The organism is Granulibacter bethesdensis, assembly GCF_001889545.1.
GTDB lineage: Bacteria > Pseudomonadota > Alphaproteobacteria > Acetobacterales > Acetobacteraceae > Granulibacter > Granulibacter bethesdensis_B.
The window spans coordinates 1,669,281-1,691,389 of sequence record NZ_CP018194.1 but is presented as its reverse complement, the minus strand read 5'-3'; the positions used below and the strand labels follow the sequence as shown (position 1 = coordinate 1,691,389).

Below are 22,109 nucleotides of genomic sequence, written 5' to 3'. Positions count from 1 at the left end.
GGAGGAACCGGGATCATGAGCCGGACACAGTTGTTACAGGCAGAGCATCTGCGTGTCGTCTATAACGATGCGATCCTCGCGCTGAAGGATGTTTCCTTCAGCGTCGAGGCGGGGCATGTCGTGCTGCTGCTGGGTGCCAATGGTGCGGGCAAAAGCACGGCGTTGAAGGCGGTGGGCGGCCTGCTTACCGCCGAGCGTGGCAAGCTCGAACGGGGTCGCATCCTGCTGGACGCTCAGGACATAGCCGGGCGTACGCCGTTTCAACTGGTGCGCTCCGGCCTGGCCCAGGTGCTGGAGGGGCGGCATTGTTTCCCTTCCCTGACGGTCGAGGAAAATCTGCGCACCGGCGCTTATGCGGCAGGAACGGGGTGGAGAGAACGGAAACGCAGACTGGAACTGGTCTACACGATCTTTCCCCGCCTGCGGGACAAGCGGCAGGTTGCTGCCGGACTGACATCCGGCGGGGAGCAGCAGATGACCGCAATCGGCCGGGCCCTGATGGCCTCGCCGCGCCTGCTGCTGCTGGACGAGCCGTCGATGGGGCTTGCTCCCTCGGTCAGCGATGAGGTGTTCAGCCGTTTGCAGGAGCTGAACCGGGAAGGGGTCACCATCCTGCTCGCTGAACAGGGGGCGGAGGCGGCGCTGGAGATCGCCCATGATGTCTACGTGCTGGAACACGGCCTCGTGGCGCTGCATGCCCCGCCGGAGGATGTCCGCCGCAGCGGTGCGCTTGCAGCGCTCTATCTGGGGGAGGAACTGGAACGGGCGGCATAAGTCACAACGCGTAACCTTGCGCGAACAGGGCAGCGCGCAGATTGCCATGGGTGATGCGGTTCGGAATGGCTTGTGCTACCGCTGGCCGGGCGTGAAAGGCGATGCCAAGGCCAGCCGCCCGCAGCATGGGCAGATCGTTTGCGCCATCGCCGATCGCAAGGCAATCGGCGGCGGTCAGGCCCAAAGCAGTGGCATGATCCAGCATGATCTGTTTTTTGCTGGCGGGATCAAGCACCGGCTCACGCAGCAGCCCGGTGAGGCAGCCATTTTCAATCAGCGCCTTATTGCCATGATGTGCGTCGAACCCGGCGATTGACGCTGCCTGTGATGTGCAGAGAGTCAGGCCGCCGGAGATCAAAACCGTGTATGCTCCATGCGCCTGCATGGTGCGGACCAACAGCGCAGCCCCTTCATTCAGAGTGATCGTGCGAAGAATGTCGCCGATTGTATCCACCGCCATACCCCGCAGAAGAAGAATGCGGCGGCGGAGGGAGGATGCGAAATTAATCTGCCCCTCTACGCTGGCCTCGCTCAGCGCGGTGACTTCGGTGCCACAGCCGTGCAGGGCGGCGATCCGGTCGAGCGTTTCTCCCTCTACGATCGTGCTGTCCATATCGGCCGCCAGCAGGCGTTTACGGCGCGGCAGGGCGGCGGATTGCGCCAGATGATCGATCCTCGCCTCCTCCAGCGCAGGGAGCGGCAATAACGGGCGCAGTGTTTCCGGTGACAGGGGAGAGGACCATTCGACGGCTTCCCCGGCCGCCAGGACACGCACAGCGCCTCCGTCAGTGGCGCGCTGTGCGGATTTTACCAGATCATCCGGCAGGCTCCCCGGTTGTGCCGCAATCAGCGTCACGATGCTTCCAGAGTTCGTCTCAGCTTCACCTTGCATGGCCGGGCGATCCTGACAGAAAAGCGGGTATGAAGGAAAAACGCGCTCTGTTTGTGGCTGGTCCGACCTGCAGCGGCAAATCCGCCCTTGCTCTGGCAGTGGCGGAGAGGCTTGGCGGCACGGTCATCAATGCCGATTCCATGCAAATCTACCGTGAATTGCGGATTCTGACTGCTCGTCCGGGCAGAGAAGAAGAGGCGAGGGTGCCACATCGTCTGTATGGTGTGCTCCCCGCGTCGCAGTCTGGCAGTGCGGCATGGTGGCGGGATCAGGCCGCGGCTGAGATGGAGGAAAGCTGGCAGCAGGGCCGTCTGCCGATTCTGTGCGGCGGGACGGGGTTGTATTTCCATGCTCTGATGTATGGTTTCGCAGACATCCCCGATCCGGGAGAGGAGGCAAGGAAGGAGGCACGCAGCCTGCTGGCAGAGCTTGGGCCGGAGTCACTGCATGCGCGTCTGCACGGGGTTGATCCAGCCACGGCCGTACGGCTGAAACCGCAGGACAGCCAGCGTATCGCCAGGGCATGGGAGGTCTGGCGCGGCACGGGGCTAGCTTTGTCGGCATGGCAGAATCAGCCCCCTCAACCTTTACCAGGCTGGCAATTCTCCGCCATTCGGATCGACCCGCCAAGGGAGGAATTGCGGCAGGCTATCACCGAGCGGTTGCACGTGATGCTGGACAGCGGTGCGCTGGCCGAGGTAGAGGCCCTCCGCGCTCAGGAACTGGATCCTTCCTTGCCAGCGATGCGGGCGCATGGGGTGCCTGAATTTCTGGCTTTCCTGCGCGGAGATATCTCCCTGCCGGAGGCCATGTTGCGGGCGGCTCAGGCGACGATCCGCTATACGAAGCGGCAGGCGACATGGTTCCGCAATCGTCCGTTCGTGAAACCCCCCTTTCTTTATACGATTGATGCGCGAATTGCGTCATTTCAGCAACTTTCAGAAAGAAGTATGGCTGATATGCTGAATTTTATTCGCGACATCCATTGACCCGGACACCCTGAAACGACTACCTCTCAGCCTTCGCGCGATTATACCGGGTATCTGTGCGCCGGTCCGCCGAGGGGTTAGTCGAACATGTCCGAAAGCATACCGGCGGCAACGCCGTCCGATCCTTCCCAGACCGAGGCTCTGCCCGGTGCGGAGCTTCTGCTCCGTGCACTGAAGGATCAGGGCGTAGAGGTTATCTTCGGCTATCCGGGCGGCGCGGTCCTGCCGATTTATGACGCGCTGTTCAAGCAGAACGACATCCGCCACATCCTTGTGCGGCATGAGCAGGCGGCGGTGCATGCCGCGGAAGGTTATGCCCGCAGCACGGGCAAGGTGGGCGTCGTTCTCGTCACCTCCGGTCCCGGTGCCACCAATGCGGTGACCGGGCTGGTCGATGCGCTGATGGACAGCATACCTCTGGTGTGCCTGACCGGTCAGGTGCCGACCCATCTGATCGGCAATGATGCGTTCCAGGAAGCCGATACCACCGGTATCACGCGCCCCGCGACGAAGCATAATTATCTGGTGCGCTCCTCCGCCGATCTGCCGCGCATCGTGCATGAAGCCTTCTATGTTGCCCGCTCCGGCCGTCCGGGCCCGGTGGTGATCGACCTGCCGAAGGATATCGTGATCGGCAAGGCAACCTACACCGAGAAATCCGAGGAACCGCACCGTTCCTACCGTCCGGTGACGGAGCCTGATCCGGCCCGCATCGCCGAGGCCGTGGCCATGATGAAGCGCGCCAAACGCCCTGTGTTCTATGTCGGCGGCGGCGTGATCAATGCCGGTCCGCAGGCGTCGAAGACATTGGGTGATCTGGTGCGCCGCACCGGCTTCCCCTGCACCACCACACTGATGGGGCTGGGGGCTTTTCCGGCCAATGATCCGCTCTCGATCGGTATGCTGGGCATGCATGGCGTGTACGAAGCCAATATGGCGGTGCATGGCTGTGATCTGCTGATCAATATCGGTGCGCGTTTCGATGACCGTGTGACCGGGCGTCTGGATGCGTTCAGCCCCTTTGCCCGCAAGATTCACGCCGATATCGATCCGTCGAGCATCAACAAGAACGTGCGGGTTGATCTGCCCATCGTCGGTGATGCAGGCCGCATCGTCGAGGCGCTGCTGGCGGGCTGGATGAAAGACGGCACCGAGCCTGAAAAGGAAGGTCTGGCGCAGTGGTGGCGGCAGATCGACGAATGGCGGGCGGTGGATAGCCTGAAATACACTCAGTCCGGCACCCGTGGCGCGATCATCAAGCCGCAGCACGCCATCCGTCGCCTGTATGAGATCACGCGTGAAACCGGGCGTGAGACGTTCATCTCCACCGAAGTCGGCCAGCATCAGATGTGGGCGGCCCAGCATTTCCGCTTCGATGCGCCGAATCGCTGGCTGACCTCAGGCGGTCTCGGGACCATGGGATATGGACTGCCTGCCGCGATGGGCGCACAGATCGGCAATCCCGACGCGCTGGTGATCGATGTGGCCGGTGAGGCCAGCATCCTGATGAATATCCAGGAAATGGGCACGCTGGCGCAATATCGCCTGCCGGTGAAGATTTTCATCCTCAATAACGAATATATGGGGATGGTGCGCCAGTGGCAGGATCTGTTACATGGCGGGCGCTATTCCGAAAGCTACAGCGCTGCCCTGCCGGACTTCGTGAAGCTGGCGGAAAGCTTCCATGCTGTCGGCCTGCGTGCCAAGACTATTGACGACCTCGACCGTGTCATTCACGAAATGCTCGCCACGGACAGGCCGGTGATTGCCGATATTCTCGTCGATCAGAAAGAAAACGTGTTCCCCATGATCCCCTCCGGCGCAGCCCATAACGAAATGCTGCTGGGCCCTGAGCATAACGACCGTGCCCGTAATGAGCAGAGCGGCGGGATCACCGATGAAGGCATGATGTTGGTCTGATCGAAATGTCCAGGAACATGCCCCTCCTTATGAAGGATCAGCTGCGCAACCAGTCTCAGGAAGGTAGCGCAGCACAGAAGCAGCACGATGCCGGTGCCTATCGCACCGCGCTGATCTCCGTGCTCGTCGACAATGAAAGTGGCGTGCTGGCACGGGTGATCGGCCTGTTCTCCGGCCGTGGCTATAACATTGACAGCCTGACTGTGGCCTCCGTCGAAAGTGATGACGGTGTTTATGCAGGTCGCAGCCGTATCAATATCCTGACCTCCGGCACCGAAATGGTGATCGAGCAGATCAAGGCGCAGCTCGACCGTCTGGTTCCGGTCCATCGCGTGATGGATCTGACCATGCAGGGGCCGTATCTGGCCCGCGAACTGGCCCTGATCAAGGTCGTGGCGCACGGGGAAAACAGGGTGGAGGCGCTCCGTCTGGCCGATGCCTTCCGTGCCAAGGTTATCGACGCCACGCTGGAAAGCTTTGTGTTCGAGATGACCGGTGATCCGGATAAGCTGGATGCGTTCCTGGAGCTGATGCGTCCGCTTGGTCTCGCGGAAGTATCCCGCACCGGCGTTGCGGCTATTCTCCGCGGCGCGGGAACGATCTAAAGAACCACCCGCCGCATCCCGCCGGTCGGGAGCGGCCCAAGTGAATTGCTGGCTGGCTTTCCGGGGGAAAGTCTGGCCCGCCCGCAACAAGTGGCCTTTCTGACAACCATGGCCGCCGAGAGAATGGAGTGAACCGATGCGCGTCTATTACGATCGTGACGCCGATCTGAACCTGATCAAGGGCAAGAAGGTTGCGGTCATTGGCTATGGCAGCCAGGGCCATGCTCATGTTCTGAACATGCGCGACAGCGGCGTGAAGGAACTGGTGGTTGGCCTGCGCAAGGGCTCTTCCGCCGTTGCCAAGGCCGAGGGTGAGGGCCTGAAGGTCATGGAACCCGCCGAAGCTGCCGCATGGGCCGATGTGGTGATGATCCTGACCCCGGATGAGAGCCAGGCCGATCTGTATCGCGAGCATCTGCATGCCAATCTTCGCCCGGGCGCAGCGCTGGCTTTCGCGCATGGCCTGAACATCCACTTCAACCTGATCGAGCCGCGTTCAGACATCGACGTGTTCATGATCGCGCCGAAAGGCCCTGGCCATACCGTGCGCGGCGAATATCAGAAGGGCGGAGGCGTGCCATGTCTGGTCGCGGTGGCGCAGGACGCTTCTGGTAACGCTCTGGAAATCGCGCTGTCCTACGCCTCTGCCGTTGGCGGCGGCCGTGCGGGCATTATCGAGACGACCTTCAAGGAAGAATGCGAAACCGACCTGTTCGGTGAGCAGGCCGTGCTGTGCGGCGGTCTGGTTGAGCTGATCCGCGCCGGGTTTGAAACACTGGTCGAGGCTGGCTATGCTCCGGAAATGGCATATTTCGAGTGCCTGCACGAAGTGAAGCTGATCGTTGATCTGATCTATGAAGGCGGTATCGCCAACATGAACTACTCGATCAGCAATACGGCGGAATATGGCGAATACGTGACCGGCCCGCGCATCGTGACGCCGGAAACCAAGGCCGAGATGAAGCGCGTGCTGGAAGATATCCAGAGCGGCCGTTTCGTGCGTGACTTCATGCTGGAAATGAAGGTCAACGGCGCCAGCTTCAAGTCCATCCGTCGCCGCAATAACGAGCATCAGATCGAGCAGGTCGGTGAGCGTCTGCGCGCCATGATGCCCTGGATTGCGAAGGGCAAGCTGGTCGACAAGGCCCGTAACTGATCTTTTCTTTTTATCGGACTGAACGAAAACACCCCCGTCCTGTGACGGGGGTGTTTTTTATTTGACTGCCTGAACTGCTCCGGAACGAGGAGAAACGGAACAGGGCAGTATCAAATGCTTTCTATAAGCATACCAGGCTCAATGGGCTGGTGTAGCAGGGTAATAGCCCGGCGGCGGCGGCACATAGGGAGTGACTGGTGGTGCGTAGTTGGGCGTGCCCGGCGGCGCGTAAGTGCCGGTTGCGGCAGGAGGATACGCGCCTGTGGCAGAGGGAATTGACGGGCTACCCACGGGGGCAGTACCGAGCGCCGGGCCATTGGTCGCGCGAATGCTCTGCAATTGCTGCGCATTCAACGCTTCGATTGCTTCATCGCCCGTGTCATTACCCTGATCGACATGACGATCGATATTATGGTGGGGATGGCGGGCATTGGCCGCGTTTGCATGACCTATGCCACCGAACAGCATTCCAGCAAGAGCCGCAGCACCAAACAGGCTGCGAAGGGAATGAACAGTTTTCATAAATGGGCCTCCTTCGTGGCGCATTATCATTCGATCACCTGTCAGCACGTCAGGATGATCGGCATGGAATGTGAACGCACCAACCGGCGTGGGTTTCCATGGCGTTTTCAGGGAGTGGAAGGGTATCTCACTTTTTTTACCGCGTTGCGTTGGTATTTCTGGTGAGGAGAATGCCGCCCTTATGTTCAGGGCAGCAATGGAGGGAGATGTAGCATGGCTTATGTCGAAACACGCGATGGAACACGGCTTTTTTATCATGACTGGGGGCAGGGGCACCCGGTTATCCTGATCCATGGTTGGCCCCTAAATGCCGATATGTGGGAATATCAGCAGGTCTTTCTCGCTGAGCAGGGGTTCCGGACCATTGCTTATGACAGGCGTGGCTTTGGGCGTTCGGATAAGCCCTGGACTGGCTATGATTATGATACGTTTGCCGATGATCTTGCGGACTTGATCAATGCGCTGGATCTGCACAATGCGACTCTGGTTGGATTTTCAATGGGGGGCGGCGAAGTGGCGCGTTATCTGTCACGCCATGGTTCCGCTCGCATCAGCAAGGCTGCGCTGATTGCAGCCGTGACACCGTTCCTGTTGCGGACAGATGATCATCCGGAAGGTATTGATGGGGCTGCTTTTGATCAAATGATCAATTCAATTCGCTCTGACCGCGCCAGTTTCATGGCTGGTTTCGGGCGTATCTTCTTTGGTGCTGGTCTTTTAAACTTCCAGGTGACTTCAGATGTTCTGCAATGGAGTTGGGGTTTGGCCATGCAGGCTTCTCCCAAAGCAACACTGGACTGTGTACGAGCCTTCAGTGCAACCGATTTCCGGGCAGATATGCACCATTTTACTATGCCCACTCTCATTGTACATGGCGACGCCGATGCAACGGTTCCGCCTGATATCACAGCCCATTCCGCCGCGAGCATAATTCCGAATGCCATGCTGAAGGAATATGAGGGAGAGCCACATGGCCTGTATTTCACTGCCCGAGACCGACTGAACAGTGATCTTTTGGCGTTTTTATCGGCTTAAGATTTGTACAGCGTATGGGTTCAAAATAAGACTGCTGAGTAGATCTCAGCAGTCTGTTAAAATTGTTATGCTATTAGCTGGAGTGCCTTATATATTTTATTTCTTAAATAAGTCATTCCATTTTATGGGAAATTAAACCAGATTAAAGCCAATAATATTAATTAAATAAATTAATTATGTTTTTTTCTCACAAATGATATAAATAGAAATTATAAATCAAATATTATCATAAATAATATGATTTTTATCTCTATTTTTATAAAAATATTATCAAAAAATATAAAATGAATATAAAAATAAAAAATAAACCATTTTTATAGAAATATTATCAATATTTTATTTTGAATTTATAAAAATAAAAATAATAAAAGAATTCATCTTTACTTATACAATATTTAAAAATTACAAAAATAAATGTATATATTCTTGCTTTGTTTGTGCTATAACTTGAATGTTGATTAAATTTTTTGCATTCATAATGGCGGTTGAATTATGACCACTCTTACCTCCACCAGCTCGGGTGTTACTCTTACAACCGCTTTTTCCAATCCGATTTTGATTTTGGCTGGAACGACGGTCGCAAATACATCAGGCATTGGGATTCAGAGTAGTCTGAGCACAGCCTGGTCGATTACAAACAGCGGTGCCATTACAGGCACTACGATGGGCGTCAGCCTTGCCGGTTCCAGCACGATTAACAATGCTGGTCTGATCTCCGGCGGGACGTATGGCATTGTCTTTGCCAATACAGGCACCCTTACCAATCTTTCCGGTGGAACAATCAGTGCTGGTACCATTGGAGTTCTGGCTACTGACGCGGCCTTTATTTCCAATGGCAGCGGCGGAACTATCATTGGCAGCGGCTATGCCGCCGTTTCCCTGAATAACGGAGGCACTGTCTACAACGCTGGTCTGATGAGGGGCCGCTATGCGGTCGAGGTCAGGAATGCGGCTGGCACCATTGTTAATACCGGTACGATCTCCGGTGATACCAATCCGACTTATAATGATGGAGTCTATCTCTATCAGGGTGGCTACGTTACCAACAATGGTACTGCATCCCTGATAAGAGGAGACAGATACGGCGTTTTTGCCAGTGGCAGCAGCTCGGGCACGGTCGTCAATCAGGGGACGATCGTCAGCGGTCAGTATGGTATCAATATCGGTGGCAATGCATCGATCACCAACTCAGGCACCATCAGCGCGACTTCTGCTTCTGGTAACGCCATCCTTCTGAACAGCACCGGGACTGTTACCAACCTTGCGAGTGGTGTGATCAGCGGAGTGACGGCTGGTATCGCTGCGGGCGGCTTGGTCACTGTTGATAATGCCGGGACCATTCAGGTTACGGGTTCAGGTGGTCAGGCAATTTTAGGAACTGCTGGTGGTATCGTCACCAACCGTTCTGGCGGGACGATCTCCGGCAGCTTCAATGCTGTCAGCGTTTATGCTGGTTCTATTGGCACGGTCATCAATGCGGGTCTGATTACGGATAATGGTGGGACGCTGGCGGCGGCCCATGGCGTTTATCTGGGCAATACCTCGTCTGATTATGTCAATAACAGCGGGACTATTCTGGAAACCGGCACGGGTGCCGGTGCTGGTGATCTGGCTGCCGTTCGTCTTGGTAATGGTGGCACTGTCGTCAACAGCGGTTCGATTGGTGTCAGCAATAGTCTGGCAACCGGGGTTCGCGTTGATGTTGGGGGGACTATTACCAACTACGGCACGATCTCTGCAGCCGGAACTGCCAATGTCAGTAATGGCGCCGGCGCCGCTGTCTATATGTCGGGCACAGGGGTCAATCTGCTGCGGATTGGTGTGACCTCGACGATCACCGGGACGGCGGTTGCGAACTCTGCCGGGGCCAATACGCTGGAGCTGCTGTCCGGTGCGACGGCAGGCACGGTGAACGGGTCCAACTTCGTCAACTTCCAGACAGGGACGGTTGATGCCGGTGCTGCCTGGACCCTCAGCGGCGTGAGCAGCTTTGCGAACCTTCGTGACAGCGGCACGCTGACGAATACCGGCACGATCAACGGTGCGAATGTCACACTGCTGAATGGCGGCCTGCTGACCAATGCGGCCGGCGCCACCATCATTGGCTCTGGTAACACCCTGATCGCTTCTGACACCGTCAATGCGACTGTGGTGAATGCGGGCAGCATCATTTCCAATGGGCCTAACCCCTATGCCATTCTGATCTCCGGCAATGTTACCAATTTGGCTGGTGGTTTGATCCAGGCACTGCCGAGTAACGGTTATGGTGCTCAGGTCACGAATGGAACCGTCAGCAATGCGGGCGTCATTACCGGTGGTACAGCAACCGGTGGTGCCGCTGTGGTTCTGGCCGGGACTTCCGGTGTCGTCAGCAATACCGGCACGCTCAGTTCCAGCGGTGGTTGGGGTATCTATGCCACGACCAGCACTGTTGCCACCATTACCAATAGTGGCCTGATCTCTGGCGGGACTTATGGCATTTCCCTTGGGAATACCGGGACCATAAGCAATCAGGCTGGGGGCACTATCAGTGCTGCCAACAACTATGCGATTTTTGTTGCCGGCACCGGTGCGGTTATCAGCAATGCGGGTTCCATCAATAATGGGACGGCTAGTGGTATCAACGCTGGCACGAACGGCACGTTCACGAATTCGGGTCGCCTGACCTCGGTAAATGACGCCGTCAACGGCACCAATGCTATCCTGATCAATACCGGAACCATTATCTCAAGTTCCACCAGTCTTAGTGGTGCCTATCTGGCCGCGACTGGGACGACAGGTTCTCTTGTCAGCACGATCACGAATAGTGGTCTGATACAGGGCGGTTTTGCCGGGGCTGCTGTTGCGAGTGGCACGATTACGAATACGGGGACACTGAGTGGTGCCGGGACAAATGGTAGAGGTGCGTGGATTGCTGGCACGGGTCTGGTCAGCAACAGCAGCATTATCAGCGGCAGCACCTACGGTGTCTTCATGGGTGCTGGCACCGTCAATAACACCGGGACGGGCGCCTCGATTGTTGGAAGTGCGATTGGCGGTATTGCTTTCTCCAATACTGCCTCCAGTGGGAACGTCAACAACAGTGGTCTGATCTCGGGTAGGTCATACGGTGTTTCTTTCACCAGCACTGGTACTGTTACGAACCTCGCGAGTGGTGTGATCAGCGGAGTGACGGCTGGTATCACTGCTTCTGGCTTGGTCACTGTTGATAATGCCGGGACCATTCAGGTTACGGGTTCAGGTGGTCAGGCAGTTTGGGGAACTGCTGGCGGTATTGTTACCAACCGTTCTGGCGGGACGATCTCCGGCAGCTTCAATGCTGTCAGCGTTTATGGCAACACGGCAGCAGCAGGCACCGTCATCAATGCGGGTCTGATTACGGATAATGGTGGGACGCTGGCGGCGGCCCATGGCGTTTATCTGGGCAATACCTCGTCTGATTATGTCAATAACAGCGGGACTATTCTGGAAACCGGCACGGGTGCCGGTGCTGGTGATCTGACTGCCGTTCGTCTTGGTAATGGTGGCACTGTCGTCAACAGCGGTTCGATTGGTGTCAGCAATAGTCTGGCAACTGGTGTCCGCGTTGATGTTGGGGGGACTATTACCAACTACGGCACGATCTCTGCAGCCGGAACTGCCAATGTCAGTAATGGCGGCGGCGCCGCTGTCTATATGTCGGGCACAGGGGTCAATCTGCTGCGGATTGGCGTAACCTCGACGATCACCGGGACAGCGGTTGCGAACTCTGCCGGGGCCAATACGCTGGAGCTGCTGTCCGGTGCGACGGCAGGCACGGTGAACGGGTCCAACTTCGTCAACTTCCAGACAGGGACGGTTGATGCCGGTGCTGCCTGGACCCTCAGCGGCGTGAGCAGCTTTGCGAACCTTCGTGACAGCGGCACGCTGACGAATACTGGCACGATCAACGGTGCGAATGTCACACTGCTGAATGGCGGCCTGCTGACCAATGCGGCCGGCGCCACCATCATTGGCTCCGGTAACACCCTGATCGCTTCTGACACCGTCAATGCGACTGTGGTGAATGCGGGCAGCATCATTTCCAATGGGCCTAACCCCTATGCCATTCTGATCTCTGGCAATGTTACCAATTTGGCTGGTGGTTTGATCCAGGCACTGCCGAGTAACGGTTATGGTGCTCAGGTCACGAATGGAACCGTCAGCAATGCGGGCGTCATTACCGGTGGTACAGCAACCGGTGGTGCCGCTGTGGTTCTGGCCGGGACTTCCGGTGTCGTCAGCAATACCGGCACGCTCAGTTCCAGCGGTGGTTGGGGTGTCTATGCCACGACCAACACTGTTGCCACCATTACCAATAGTGGCCTGATCTCTGGCGGGATTTATGGCATTTCCCTTGGGAATAGCGGGACTATTACCAACAATGCCAGCGGTATCATCAGCGGCGGCAGCTTTGCGATCTCCGTTACCGGAACTGGTGCGGTTATCAGCAATGCCGGGACGATCACCAGCAGCACCTATCGTGGTATTGCTGCTGGAGTGAGCGCGTCTGTTAACAACTCCGGTCAGATCCGCTCGGTTTCTGATGGTGTAGGGGGCGCCAGCAGTACTCTGGTGAACACCGGCACCATTGTGTCCACTGCGACAAACCAAAGCGGTGTGTTCCTGTTTGGTAGTGGAAACGTCATCACCAACAGTGCTGGTGGTCTGATCCAGGGTGGTGCTTATGGTGTCGGTGCCCAAAGCGGGTCGATCGTCAACGCAGGCACTATTATCGGTGCTGCACAGGGTGGTAATGCCGTTGGAATTAATAACGGTATAGGTACTGTCGTTAACAGTGGCACTATTCTTGCCAATGCAGCCAGTGTTCAGGGCGTGTTGCTGGTGTTGGGTGGCCAGGTTACCAACCAGGCCGGTGGCACTATTTCCGGCAGCTTCAATGCTGTCAGCGTTTACGGCAACACGACCGTAGCAGGCACTGTTATCAATGCGGGTCTGATTACGGATAATGGTGGGACGCTGGCGGCGGCCCATGGCGTCTATCTGGGCAATACCTCGTCTGATTATGTCAATAACAGCGGGACTATTCTGGAAACCGGCACGGGTGCCGGTGCTGGTGATCTGGCTGCCGTTCGTCTTGGTAATGGTGGCACTGTCGTCAACAGCGGTTCGATTGGTGTCAGCAATAGTCTGGCAACCGGGGTTCGCGTTGATGTTGGGGGGACTATTACCAACTACGGCACGATCTCTGCAGCCGGAACTGCCAATGTCAGTAATGGCGCCGGCGCCGCTGTCTATATGTCGGGCACAGGGGTCAATCTGCTGCGGATTGGTGTGACCTCGACGATCACCGGGACGGCGGTTGCGAACTCTGCCGGGGCCAATACGCTGGAGCTGCTGTCCGGTGCGACGGCAGGCACGGTGAACGGGTCCAACTTCGTCAACTTCCAGACAGGGACGGTTGATGCCGGTGCTGCCTGGACCCTCAGCGGCGTGAGCAGCTTTGCGAACCTTCGTGACAGCGGCACGCTGACGAATACCGGCACGATCAACGGTGCGAATGTCACACTGCTGAATGGCGGCCTGCTGACCAATGCGGCCGGCGCCACCATCATTGGCTCTGGTAACACCCTGATCGCTTCTGACACCGTCAATGCGACTGTGGTGAATGCGGGCAGCATCATTTCCAATGGGCCTAACCCCTATGCCATTCTGATCTCCGGCAATGTTACCAATTTGGCTGGTGGTTTGATCCAGGCACTGCCGAGTAACGGTTATGGTGCTCAGGTCACGAATGGAACCGTCAGCAATGCGGGCGTCATTACCGGTGGTACAGCAACCGGTGGTGCCGCTGTGGTTCTGGCCGGGACTTCCGGTGTCGTCAGCAATACCGGCACGCTCAGTTCCAGCGGTGGTTGGGGTATCTATGCCACGACCAGCACTGTTGCCACCATTACCAATAGTGGCCTGATCTCTGGCGGGACTTATGGCATTTCCCTTGGGAATACCGGGACCATAAGCAATCAGGCTGGGGGCACTATCAGTGCTGCCAACAACTATGCGATTTTTGTTGCCGGCACCGGTGCGGTTATCAGCAATGCGGGTTCCATCAATAATGGGACGGCTAGTGGTATCAACGCTGGCACGAACGGCACGTTCACGAATTCGGGTCGCCTGACCTCGGTAAATGACGCCGTCAACGGCACCAATGCTATCCTGATCAATACCGGAACCATTATCTCAAGTTCCACCAGTCTTAGTGGTGCCTATCTGGCCGCGACTGGGACGACAGGTTCTCTTGTCAGCACGATCACGAATAGTGGTCTGATACAGGGCGGTTTTGCCGGGGCTGCTGTTGCGAGTGGCACGATTACGAATACGGGGACACTGAGTGGTGCCGGGACAAATGGTAGAGGTGCGTGGATTGCTGGCACGGGTCTGGTCAGCAACAGCAGCATTATCAGCGGCAGCACCTACGGTGTCTTCATGGGTGCTGGCACCGTCAATAACACCGGGACGGCTGCCTCGATTGTTGGAAGTGCGATTGGCGGTATTGCTTTCTCCGGCACTGCTGCCGGTGGGATCGTTAACAATAGTGGTCTGATCTCGGGTAGGTCATACGGTGTTTCTTTCACCAGCACTGGTACTGTTACGAACCTCGCGAGTGGTGTGATCAGCGGAGTGACGGCTGGTATCACTGCTTCTGGCTTGGTCACTGTTGATAATGCCGGGACCATTCAGGTTACGGGTTCAGGTGGTCAGGCAGTTTGGGGAACTGCTGGCGGTATTGTTACCAACCGTTCTGGCGGGACGATCTCCGGCAGCTTCAATGCTGTCAGCGTTTATGGCAACACGGCAGCAGCAGGCACGGTCATCAATGCGGGTCTGATTACGGATAATGGTGGGACGCTGGCGGCGGCCCATGGCGTCTATCTGGGCAATACCTCGTCTGATTATGTCAATAACAGCGGGACTATTCTGGAAACCGGCACGGGTGCCGGTGCTGGTGATCTGACTGCCGTTCGTCTTGGTAATGGTGGCACTGTCGTCAACAGCGGTTCGATTGGTGTCAGCAATAGTCTGGCAACCGGGGTTCGTGTTGATGTTGGGGGGACTATTACCAACTACGGCACGATTTCTGCGCCCGGAACTGCCAATGCCAGTAATGGCGGCGGCGCCGCTGTCTATATGTCGGGCACAGGGGTCAATCTGCTTCAGCTTGGCGTGACCTCGACGATCACCGGGACGGCGGTTGCGAATTCTGCCGGGACCAACACACTGGAGCTGCTGTCCGGTGCGACGGCAGGAACGATCAGCGGACTTGGCGTCAATTATATCGGCTTCAAAAACGCCGTGATTGATACCGGTGCTACATGGGTGGCCACTGGAAATAATACTGTTGCTGTCGGTTCCTCACTCATCAACCAGGGAACGCTGACTGGAAGCGGCACGCTTACAATTGGCGGTGTTATGACCAATGCTGCCAATGCAGCTTTGAATGGAAATGTTGGTCTCTCAGTTGGCGGCACTATTACCAATACCGGTGCAATCTCGGGTATGGTCAATGGTGGTGGTACGAATGCACTGTTGAACAACCTTCGCACCATCACCGGGACCGGCGCGGTTGCAGTCAGCCTTGGCAATTCGGGGACCGTTAGCAATTTTGGCACCATCTCCAATGCAGGCAGCACCGCTGTTTATTTTGGTGGTGTCGGAACCAGCGTCCTGAATCTGAATGCAGGGCAGGTTATCATTGGCTCGATCATTGGTGCAGGAAGTGTAAACCGCATCAATCTGTTTGGTGGAGGTGCAACAAATACACCGACCCTGTCCGGTCTCGGATCTACTATTGTTGGCTTCAACCAGATTACAGCTGCCTCCGGCTCTAACTGGCAGATGACTGGCAACAATTCGATTGCCAACAGCCAGACATTCGTTGCAACCGGCGCCAGCCTGACTAACACCGGAAACTTCACCGGTAGGATGACCCTGAGCGCAGCCAGTACGCTCAACAACGTCGGTAGCTTGATAGCGAATTCTGACGGAACCGTTCTCTCCATGAGTGCGGACGCCAACCGGCTTATTCTGGTGCCCACGGCCGTTGTTAACGGAACGGTCTCTGGCGCCGGAACCCTCAATGTGCTTGAGTTGGCATCCGGGGCTACGCGTGGCACGATTAGCGGGATCGGCACGCAATATGTCGGCCTCAATGTTCAGATCGACCAAAATGCCTACTGGACAGTGAGTGGCAGCAACTCGCTTGCTAGCGGCTACACCTTGAGTGTTGCCGGCACACTTGAAAACCGGGGTGTGCTAAATAATAGCGGCACAATCCTGGATACTGGTCTGATTGACAACTATTCCACTATCAACGGTATGGTCAGCCTTGTTGCAGGTGGGCAATTCGTAAATAACAACGGTGCTGTCTTTAATGCTGGTGGTGCGGCTATTGCCGGTCAGCAGGTCACGATTACAAATGTTGGTACGCTTTCGGGTAGTGGCACAACTGGATATGGGGCTTCCATCACCTCTGGTGGTACGATCACCAATATCGGCCTGATCCAGGGTGGGTTCCGGGGCATTCAATTCGGTAGCAGCCCTGCCACCATTTATAATTCTGGTGTTATTACAGGCACTCTGGCGGATGGTATCCGCCTTCTCAATGGTGGCTATGTCAGTAATATCAGTGGTGCCATTATTCAGGGTGGCACAGTCGGTATCTATGCAACGGGCAGCAGCCCGGCCATCATCACCAATGATAATGGCGGTTTGATTCAGGCTACTTCTGCCTCGGGTATCGGTATTAGCCTAGACACTGCTGGTACGATCACCAATGGCGGCACGATTAACGGCCAGAGTGGCACCGCTGTTGTGATGGGTGGTGCTGGCCAAAATCTGCTGCAATTGCTTGCTGGTGTTCAGTTTGGTGGCTTGGTGACTGCCAATGCCGCAGGAACAAATACCCTCTCTCTTCTGTCTTCTTCGTCTATTGGAACGATTAGTGGTCTTGGCACCAGCTATGTCGGTTTCCAGACTGTCAACGTTGCCAGTAATGCAAACTGGAGCCTTATCGGCAGTAACAGCCTTGCCAGCGGATATGTACTGACCAATCGCGGCACACTTGGTAACACTGGTACATTGTCTGTCAGTGGCAGTGTGACCAATGTGACAGGCGCTACTTTGTCAGGGGATGTTACACTGACAAGTAATGCCAACCTGTCCAATAGCGGTCAGGAGAAAGGGAGCATTGTTGGCGTCGGTGTCGGGAACAGTATTGTTAACTATGGCACTATTGCTGGTACGGCAGCATCTGGAAACAACATTTCTTTTGCCGGAGCTGGTACTGTCACCAATTATGGTCAGATTGGCACCAATGGTGGCACTGCTATTGTATTTGGTGGCACAGGGTCCAATCTGCTGCGGATTGGCGTAACCTCGACGATCACCGGGACGGCGGTTGCGAACTCTGCCGGGGCCAATACGCTGGAGCTGCTGTCCGGTGCGACGGCAGGCACGGTGAACGGGTCCAACTTCGTCAACTTCCAGACAGGGACGGTTGATGCCGGTGCTGCCTGGACCCTCAGCGGTGTGAGCAGCTTTGCGAACCTTCGTGACAGCGGCACGCTGACGAATACTGGCACGATCAACGGTGCGAATGTCACACTGCTGAATGGCGGCCTGCTGACCAATGCGGCCGGCGCCACCATCATTGGCTCCGGTAACACCCTGATCGCTTCTGACACCGTCAATGCGACTGTGGTGAATGCGGGCAGCATCCTTTCCACTGGTACCAATCCCTGGGCCATTCTGATCTCCGGCAATGTTACCAATTTGGCTGGTGGTTTGATCCAGGCACTGCCGAGTAACGGTTATGGTGCTCAGGTCACGAATGGAACCGTCAGCAATGCGGGCGTCATTACCGGTGGTACAGCAACCGGTGGTGCCGCTGTGGTTCTGGCCGGGACTTCCGGTGTCGTCAGCAATACCGGCACGCTCAGTTCCAGCGGTGGTTGGGGTATCTATGCCACGACCAACACTGTTGCCACCATTACCAATAGTGGCCTGATCTCGGGTGGAAAGTATGGTATTTCCCTCGCGAATACCGGGACTATTACCAACAATGCCAGCGGCATCATCAGCGGAGTGACGGCTGGTATCACTGCTTCTGGCTTGGTCACTGTTGATAATGCCGGGACCATTCAGGTTACGGGTTCAGGTGGTCAGGCAGTTTGGGGGACTGCTGGCGGTATTGTTACCAACCGTTCTGGCGGGACGATCTCCGGCAGCTTCAATGCTGTCAGCGTTTATGGCAACACGGCAGCAGCAGGCACGGTCATCAATGCGGGTCTGATTACGGATAATGGTGGGACGCTGGCGGCGGCCCATGGCGTTTATCTGGGCAATACCTCGTCTGATTATGTCAATAACAGCGGGACTATTCTGGAAACCGGCACGGGTGCCGGTGCTGGTGATCTGGCTGCCGTTCGTCTTGGTAATGGTGGCACTGTCGTCAACAGCGGTTCGATTGGTGTCAGCAATAGTCTGGCAACCGGGGTTCGCGTTGATGTTGGGGGGACTATTACCAACTACGGCACGATCTCTGCAGCCGGAACTGCCAATGTCAGTAATGGCGCCGGCGCCGCTGTCTATATGTCGGGCACAGGGGTCAATCTGCTGCGGATTGGCGTAACCTCGACGATCACCGGGACGGCGGTTGCGAACTCTGCCGGGGCCAATACGCTGGAGCTGCTGTCCGGTGCGACGGCAGGCACGGTGAACGGGTCCAACTTCGTCAACTTCCAGACAGGGACGGTTGATGCCGGTGCTGCCTGGACCCTCAGCGGTGTGAGCAGCTTTGCGAACCTTCGTGACAGCGGCACGCTGACGAATACCGGCACGATCAACGGTGCAAATGTCACACTGCTGAATGGCGGCCTGCTGACCAATGCGGCCGGCGCCACCATCATTGGCTCCGGTAACACCCTGATCGCTTCTGACACCGTCAATGCGACTGTGGTGAATGCGGGCAGCATCATTTCCACTGGTAACAATCCCTGGGCCATTCTGATCTCTGGCAATGTTACCAATTTGGCTGGTGGTTTGATCCAGGCACTGCCGAGTAACGGTTATGGTGCTCAGGTCACGAATGGAACCGTCAGCAATGCGGGCGTCATTACCGGTGGCACAGCAACCGGTGGTGCCGCTGTGGTTCTGGCCGGGACTTCCGGTGTCGTCAGCAATACCGGCACGCTCAGTTCCAGCGGTGGTTGGGGTGTCTATGCCACGACCAGCACTGTTGCCACCATTACCAATAGTGGCCTGATCTCTGGCGGGACTTATGGCATTTCCCTTGCGAATAGCGGGACTATTACCAACAATGCCAGCGGTATCATCAGCGGCGGCAGCTTTGCGATCTCCGTTACCGGAACTGGTGCGGTTATCAGCAATGCCGGGACGATCACCAGCAGCACCTATCGTGGTATTGCTGCTGGAGTGAGCGCGTCTGTTAACAACTCCGGTCAGATCCGCTCGGTTTCTGATGGTGTAGGGGGCGCCAGCAGCACTCTGGTGAACACCGGCACCATTGTGTCCACTTCAACGACCCAAAGCGGTGTGTTCCTGTTTGGTAGTGGAAACGTCATCACCAACAGTGCTGGTGGTCTGATCCAGGGTGGTGCTTATGGTGTCGGTGCCCAAAGCGGGTCGATCGTCAACGCAGGCACCATTATCGGTGCTGCACAGGGTGGTGCTGCGGTCGGAATTAATAACGGTATAGGTACTGTCGTTAACAGTGGTACTATTCTTTCCAATGCCCCTACTGTTCAGGGCGTGTCGATGTCGGCTGGTGGCCAGGTTACCAACCAGGCCGGTGGTACTATTACCGGCAGCTTCAATGCTGTCAGCGTTTATAGTGGTTCGGTTGCAGGCACCGTCATCAATGCGGGTCTGATTACGGATAATGCTGGCACACTGGCGGGGGGGACCGGTGTTTATCTGGCTAATACCTCGTCTGATTATGTCAATAACAGCGGGACTATTCTGGAAACCGGCACGGGTGCGGGGGCTGGTTATCTGGCTGCCGTTCGTCTTGCCAATGGTGGCACTGTCGTCAACAGCGGTTCGATTGGTGTCAGCAATAGTCTGGCAACCGGGGTTCGTGTTGATGTTGGGGGAACTATTACCAACTACGGCACGATTTCTGCGCCCGGAACTGCCAATGCCAGTAATGGCGCCGGCGCCGCTGTCTATATGTCGGGCACAGGGGTCAATCTGCTTCAGCTTGGCGTGACCTCGACGATCACCGGGACGGCGGTTGCGAATTCTGCCGGGACCAACACACTGGAGATGCTGTCCGGTGCGACGGCAGGAACGATCAGCGGACTTGGTGTCAATTATATCGGCTTCAAAAATGCCGTGATTGATACCGGTGCTACATGGGTGGCCACTGGAAATAATACCATCACAACTGGTTCCTCACTGCTTAATAAAGGTACACTGACGAATACGGGCTCCTTCAATGGGGCTGTCACAATGGCTGCCAACGCTGCATTGTCTAATGCGGCGACCGCGGTTCTCTCCAATGGAAACCTGTCTTCGGTCATTTTTAGCAATGGCACCGGGGTAGCTATTACGAATGCCGGTACTATTCAGGGAAGTCAGGCCTCAACGGCACTCATTTCTCTGGCCAATGCAGCTACGCTTGTAAACAGTGGACTGATCAGGGATACAGGATCTGTCTCCACGGGTATTACCATGGGTGCGGCCGGCACTCTCTCCAATACCGGAACGATCTCGGTTGCTGGAGCGACTAATATCGCCCTTGCAATGGTATCTGGCACGCTTAACAATACCGGTCTGATCAGTGCTGATCAGGCCCAGTCTACGGGCATCAGTGTCAGCGGCAGCGCTATTATCACCAACTCGGGGACCATCAGTTCAACAGGTGCCTTGGGACAGGGTATTACCCTTGCTGGTGGTGGCACAGTTGTTAATACTGGAACGATCCAAGCCCAAAGTTCATTCAGAAGCGCGATTGCTTTCGGTGCTGGCAATAGCCGTCTGGCCATCAGCGGCAGCAGCGTCATTGTCGGTCAAGTCTCGGCTGCTGGATCTGGCAACGTGCTTGAACTGGATGGGACTGGTACCACTCTGAGCGGGTTTGGAACCAAATATACCGGCTTCCAGACGATCAACGTGAAGGGCGATGGCTGGGTTTTGGCCGATACGCTGACCAACACCAATATCCTGATGCAGACGACGGGCACGTTGACGGTCTCGCAGACGCTGGATGCATCGAACACGATTACGTTGGGCGGTACGAGTTCTGCGGGTGTTGGGTCTGGTAATATTATTATCAGCAATCCAGGTACTGCGCTGGCTGCTACTATCTCGGACTTCGGCAATGGTGAATCCATTACTTTGAATGGAGTAAACTGGGTTGCTTCTGATGAGGCACAGGTAGTGAGCAGCGGAGGAAATGTTTCTCTGGTGCTGTATCATGTGGCCAGTGACGGTACCAAAACGCAGTATTACTCGATCAAGCTTGATCCCAACGCGCATGATCAGAATTACAAATTACGTCAGGCACCAGGCACCCAAAACGTGCAGGTCTATGATGACGGCACACCCTGCTATGTGCATGGCACGCTGATTCTGACGGATCGTGGCGAAGTTCCGGTTGAAGATCTGCAGATCGGTGACAATGTAATCACGGCGGGGGGCGCGATTCGTCCGATCCGCTGGCTTGGACGCCGGAGCTACAATGGTCGCTTCATTCAGGGTCGTCGGGATGTGCTGCCGGTTCGTATCCGGCAGGGGGCTTTGGACGGGGTTCTGCCGAAGCGTGACCTGCTGGTGTCGCCGCTGCATGCGATGTTCATTGAGGGTGTTCTGGTTCCGGCGGGTCGTCTGGTGAACGGTGTCTCCATCATTCAGGAACAGCATGTGGAGACATTGAGCTACGTGCATATCGAGCTGGATACGCATGATGTGGTGTTGGCCGAGGGTGCTGCCTCCGAAACCTATGTGGAGGACAACAACCGGAACATGTTCCACAATGCTCATACTTACAGAAATATAAAGGTATCACTGAAGCTACAGGCAGGTGTTCGTAAACGGAACGGGATTGCTGCTGCTGGCTACTGTGCATCCCGTATTGTGGATGGGATAGTTTTAGAAAATATCCGGCAAAAAATTGAAGCGCGAATTTTGAAAATGAAAGCCTCATAACCAAAAAT

The 22,109-nt window shown here is 56.2% G+C and carries 10 protein-coding genes; 8 read left to right on the top strand and 2 right to left on the bottom strand.

Features of this window, described 5'->3' with window-relative positions:
* Window positions 1–15: 15 nt before the first annotated feature.
* Window positions 16–774 (top strand): ABC transporter ATP-binding protein, encoded by a 759-nt coding sequence (locus GbCGDNIH8_RS07705; protein WP_072572748.1) that lies wholly within the window; start codon window positions 16–18, stop codon window positions 772–774.
* A gap of 1 nt (window position 775) precedes the next feature.
* On the opposite strand, the gene serB is transcribed toward GbCGDNIH8_RS07705, so the two are convergent.
* Complete coding sequence (gene serB, locus GbCGDNIH8_RS07700) at window positions 776–1,666, bottom strand: phosphoserine phosphatase SerB (protein ID WP_072572747.1); 891 nt, start codon at window positions 1,664–1,666, stop codon at window positions 776–778.
* Between the two features lie 29 nt (window positions 1,667–1,695).
* Between serB and miaA the strand changes: the two genes are divergently transcribed.
* From miaA to ilvC, 4 genes are all read left to right on the top strand, one after another.
* Entirely contained in the window at window positions 1,696–2,655 is a 960-nt protein-coding gene (gene miaA, locus GbCGDNIH8_RS07695) for a tRNA (adenosine(37)-N6)-dimethylallyltransferase MiaA (RefSeq protein ID WP_072572746.1), read from the top strand.
* An 87-nt stretch (window positions 2,656–2,742) separates the two neighbouring features.
* A complete protein-coding gene (locus GbCGDNIH8_RS07690; protein WP_072572745.1) occupies window positions 2,743–4,575 on the top strand; it encodes an acetolactate synthase 3 large subunit in 1,833 nt (610 codons plus the stop codon).
* Window positions 4,576–4,604: 29 nt separating this feature from the next.
* Window positions 4,605–5,180: an acetolactate synthase small subunit gene (ilvN, locus tag GbCGDNIH8_RS07685; RefSeq protein ID WP_232449751.1), complete on the top strand. Its 576-nt coding sequence runs from the start codon at window positions 4,605–4,607 to the stop codon at window positions 5,178–5,180.
* A 136-nt stretch (window positions 5,181–5,316) separates the two neighbouring features.
* A complete protein-coding gene (gene ilvC / locus GbCGDNIH8_RS07680; RefSeq protein WP_072572744.1) occupies window positions 5,317–6,336 on the top strand; it encodes a ketol-acid reductoisomerase in 1,020 nt (339 codons plus the stop codon).
* Window positions 6,337–6,474: 138 nt separating this feature from the next.
* Here ilvC and GbCGDNIH8_RS12870 read toward each other — a convergent pair whose 3' ends face one another.
* Window positions 6,475–6,858 carry a hypothetical protein gene (locus GbCGDNIH8_RS12870; RefSeq protein ID WP_157692584.1) on the bottom strand — a complete coding sequence of 128 codons (384 nt, stop codon included), beginning with the start codon at window positions 6,856–6,858 and terminating at the stop codon, window positions 6,475–6,477.
* Here GbCGDNIH8_RS12870 and GbCGDNIH8_RS12865 point away from each other — a divergent pair.
* The 3 genes from GbCGDNIH8_RS12865 to GbCGDNIH8_RS07665 all read left to right on the top strand — a co-directional run bounded on the left by GbCGDNIH8_RS12865 (window position 6,844) and on the right by GbCGDNIH8_RS07665 (window position 22,101).
* A complete protein-coding gene (locus tag GbCGDNIH8_RS12865) occupies window positions 6,844–7,023 on the top strand; it encodes a hypothetical protein (protein ID WP_157692583.1) in 180 nt (59 codons plus the stop codon). The genes GbCGDNIH8_RS12870 and GbCGDNIH8_RS12865 overlap by 15 nt on opposite strands.
* A 48-nt stretch (window positions 7,024–7,071) precedes the next feature.
* Window positions 7,072–7,893 (top strand): alpha/beta fold hydrolase, encoded by an 822-nt coding sequence (locus GbCGDNIH8_RS07670; RefSeq protein ID WP_072572742.1) that lies wholly within the window; start codon window positions 7,072–7,074, stop codon window positions 7,891–7,893.
* Between the two features lie 492 nt (window positions 7,894–8,385).
* Window positions 8,386–22,101: a Hint domain-containing protein gene (locus GbCGDNIH8_RS07665; protein ID WP_157692582.1), complete on the top strand. Its 13,716-nt coding sequence runs from the start codon at window positions 8,386–8,388 to the stop codon at window positions 22,099–22,101.
* The last annotated feature ends 8 nt before the right edge of the window (window positions 22,102–22,109 follow it).

Coding starts and splice junctions, on each gene's coding strand:
- miaA (WP_072572746.1), top strand. CDS start 1,696: ATGAAGGAAAAACGCGCTCTGTTTGTGGCTGGTCCGACCTGCAGCGGC.
- GbCGDNIH8_RS07670 (WP_072572742.1), top strand. CDS start 7,072: ATGGCTTATGTCGAAACACGCGATGGAACACGGCTTTTTTATCATGAC.
- serB (WP_072572747.1), bottom strand. CDS start 1,666: ATGCAAGGTGAAGCTGAGACGAACTCTGGAAGCATCGTGACGCTGATT.
- GbCGDNIH8_RS07705 (WP_072572748.1), top strand. CDS start 16: ATGAGCCGGACACAGTTGTTACAGGCAGAGCATCTGCGTGTCGTCTAT.
- GbCGDNIH8_RS12870 (WP_157692584.1), bottom strand. CDS start 6,858: ATGAAAACTGTTCATTCCCTTCGCAGCCTGTTTGGTGCTGCGGCTCTT.
- ilvC (WP_072572744.1), top strand. CDS start 5,317: ATGCGCGTCTATTACGATCGTGACGCCGATCTGAACCTGATCAAGGGC.
- GbCGDNIH8_RS12865 (WP_157692583.1), top strand. CDS start 6,844: ATGAACAGTTTTCATAAATGGGCCTCCTTCGTGGCGCATTATCATTCG.
- ilvN (WP_232449751.1), top strand. CDS start 4,605: ATGAAGGATCAGCTGCGCAACCAGTCTCAGGAAGGTAGCGCAGCACAG.
- GbCGDNIH8_RS07690 (WP_072572745.1), top strand. CDS start 2,743: ATGTCCGAAAGCATACCGGCGGCAACGCCGTCCGATCCTTCCCAGACC.
- GbCGDNIH8_RS07665 (WP_157692582.1), top strand. CDS start 8,386: ATGACCACTCTTACCTCCACCAGCTCGGGTGTTACTCTTACAACCGCT.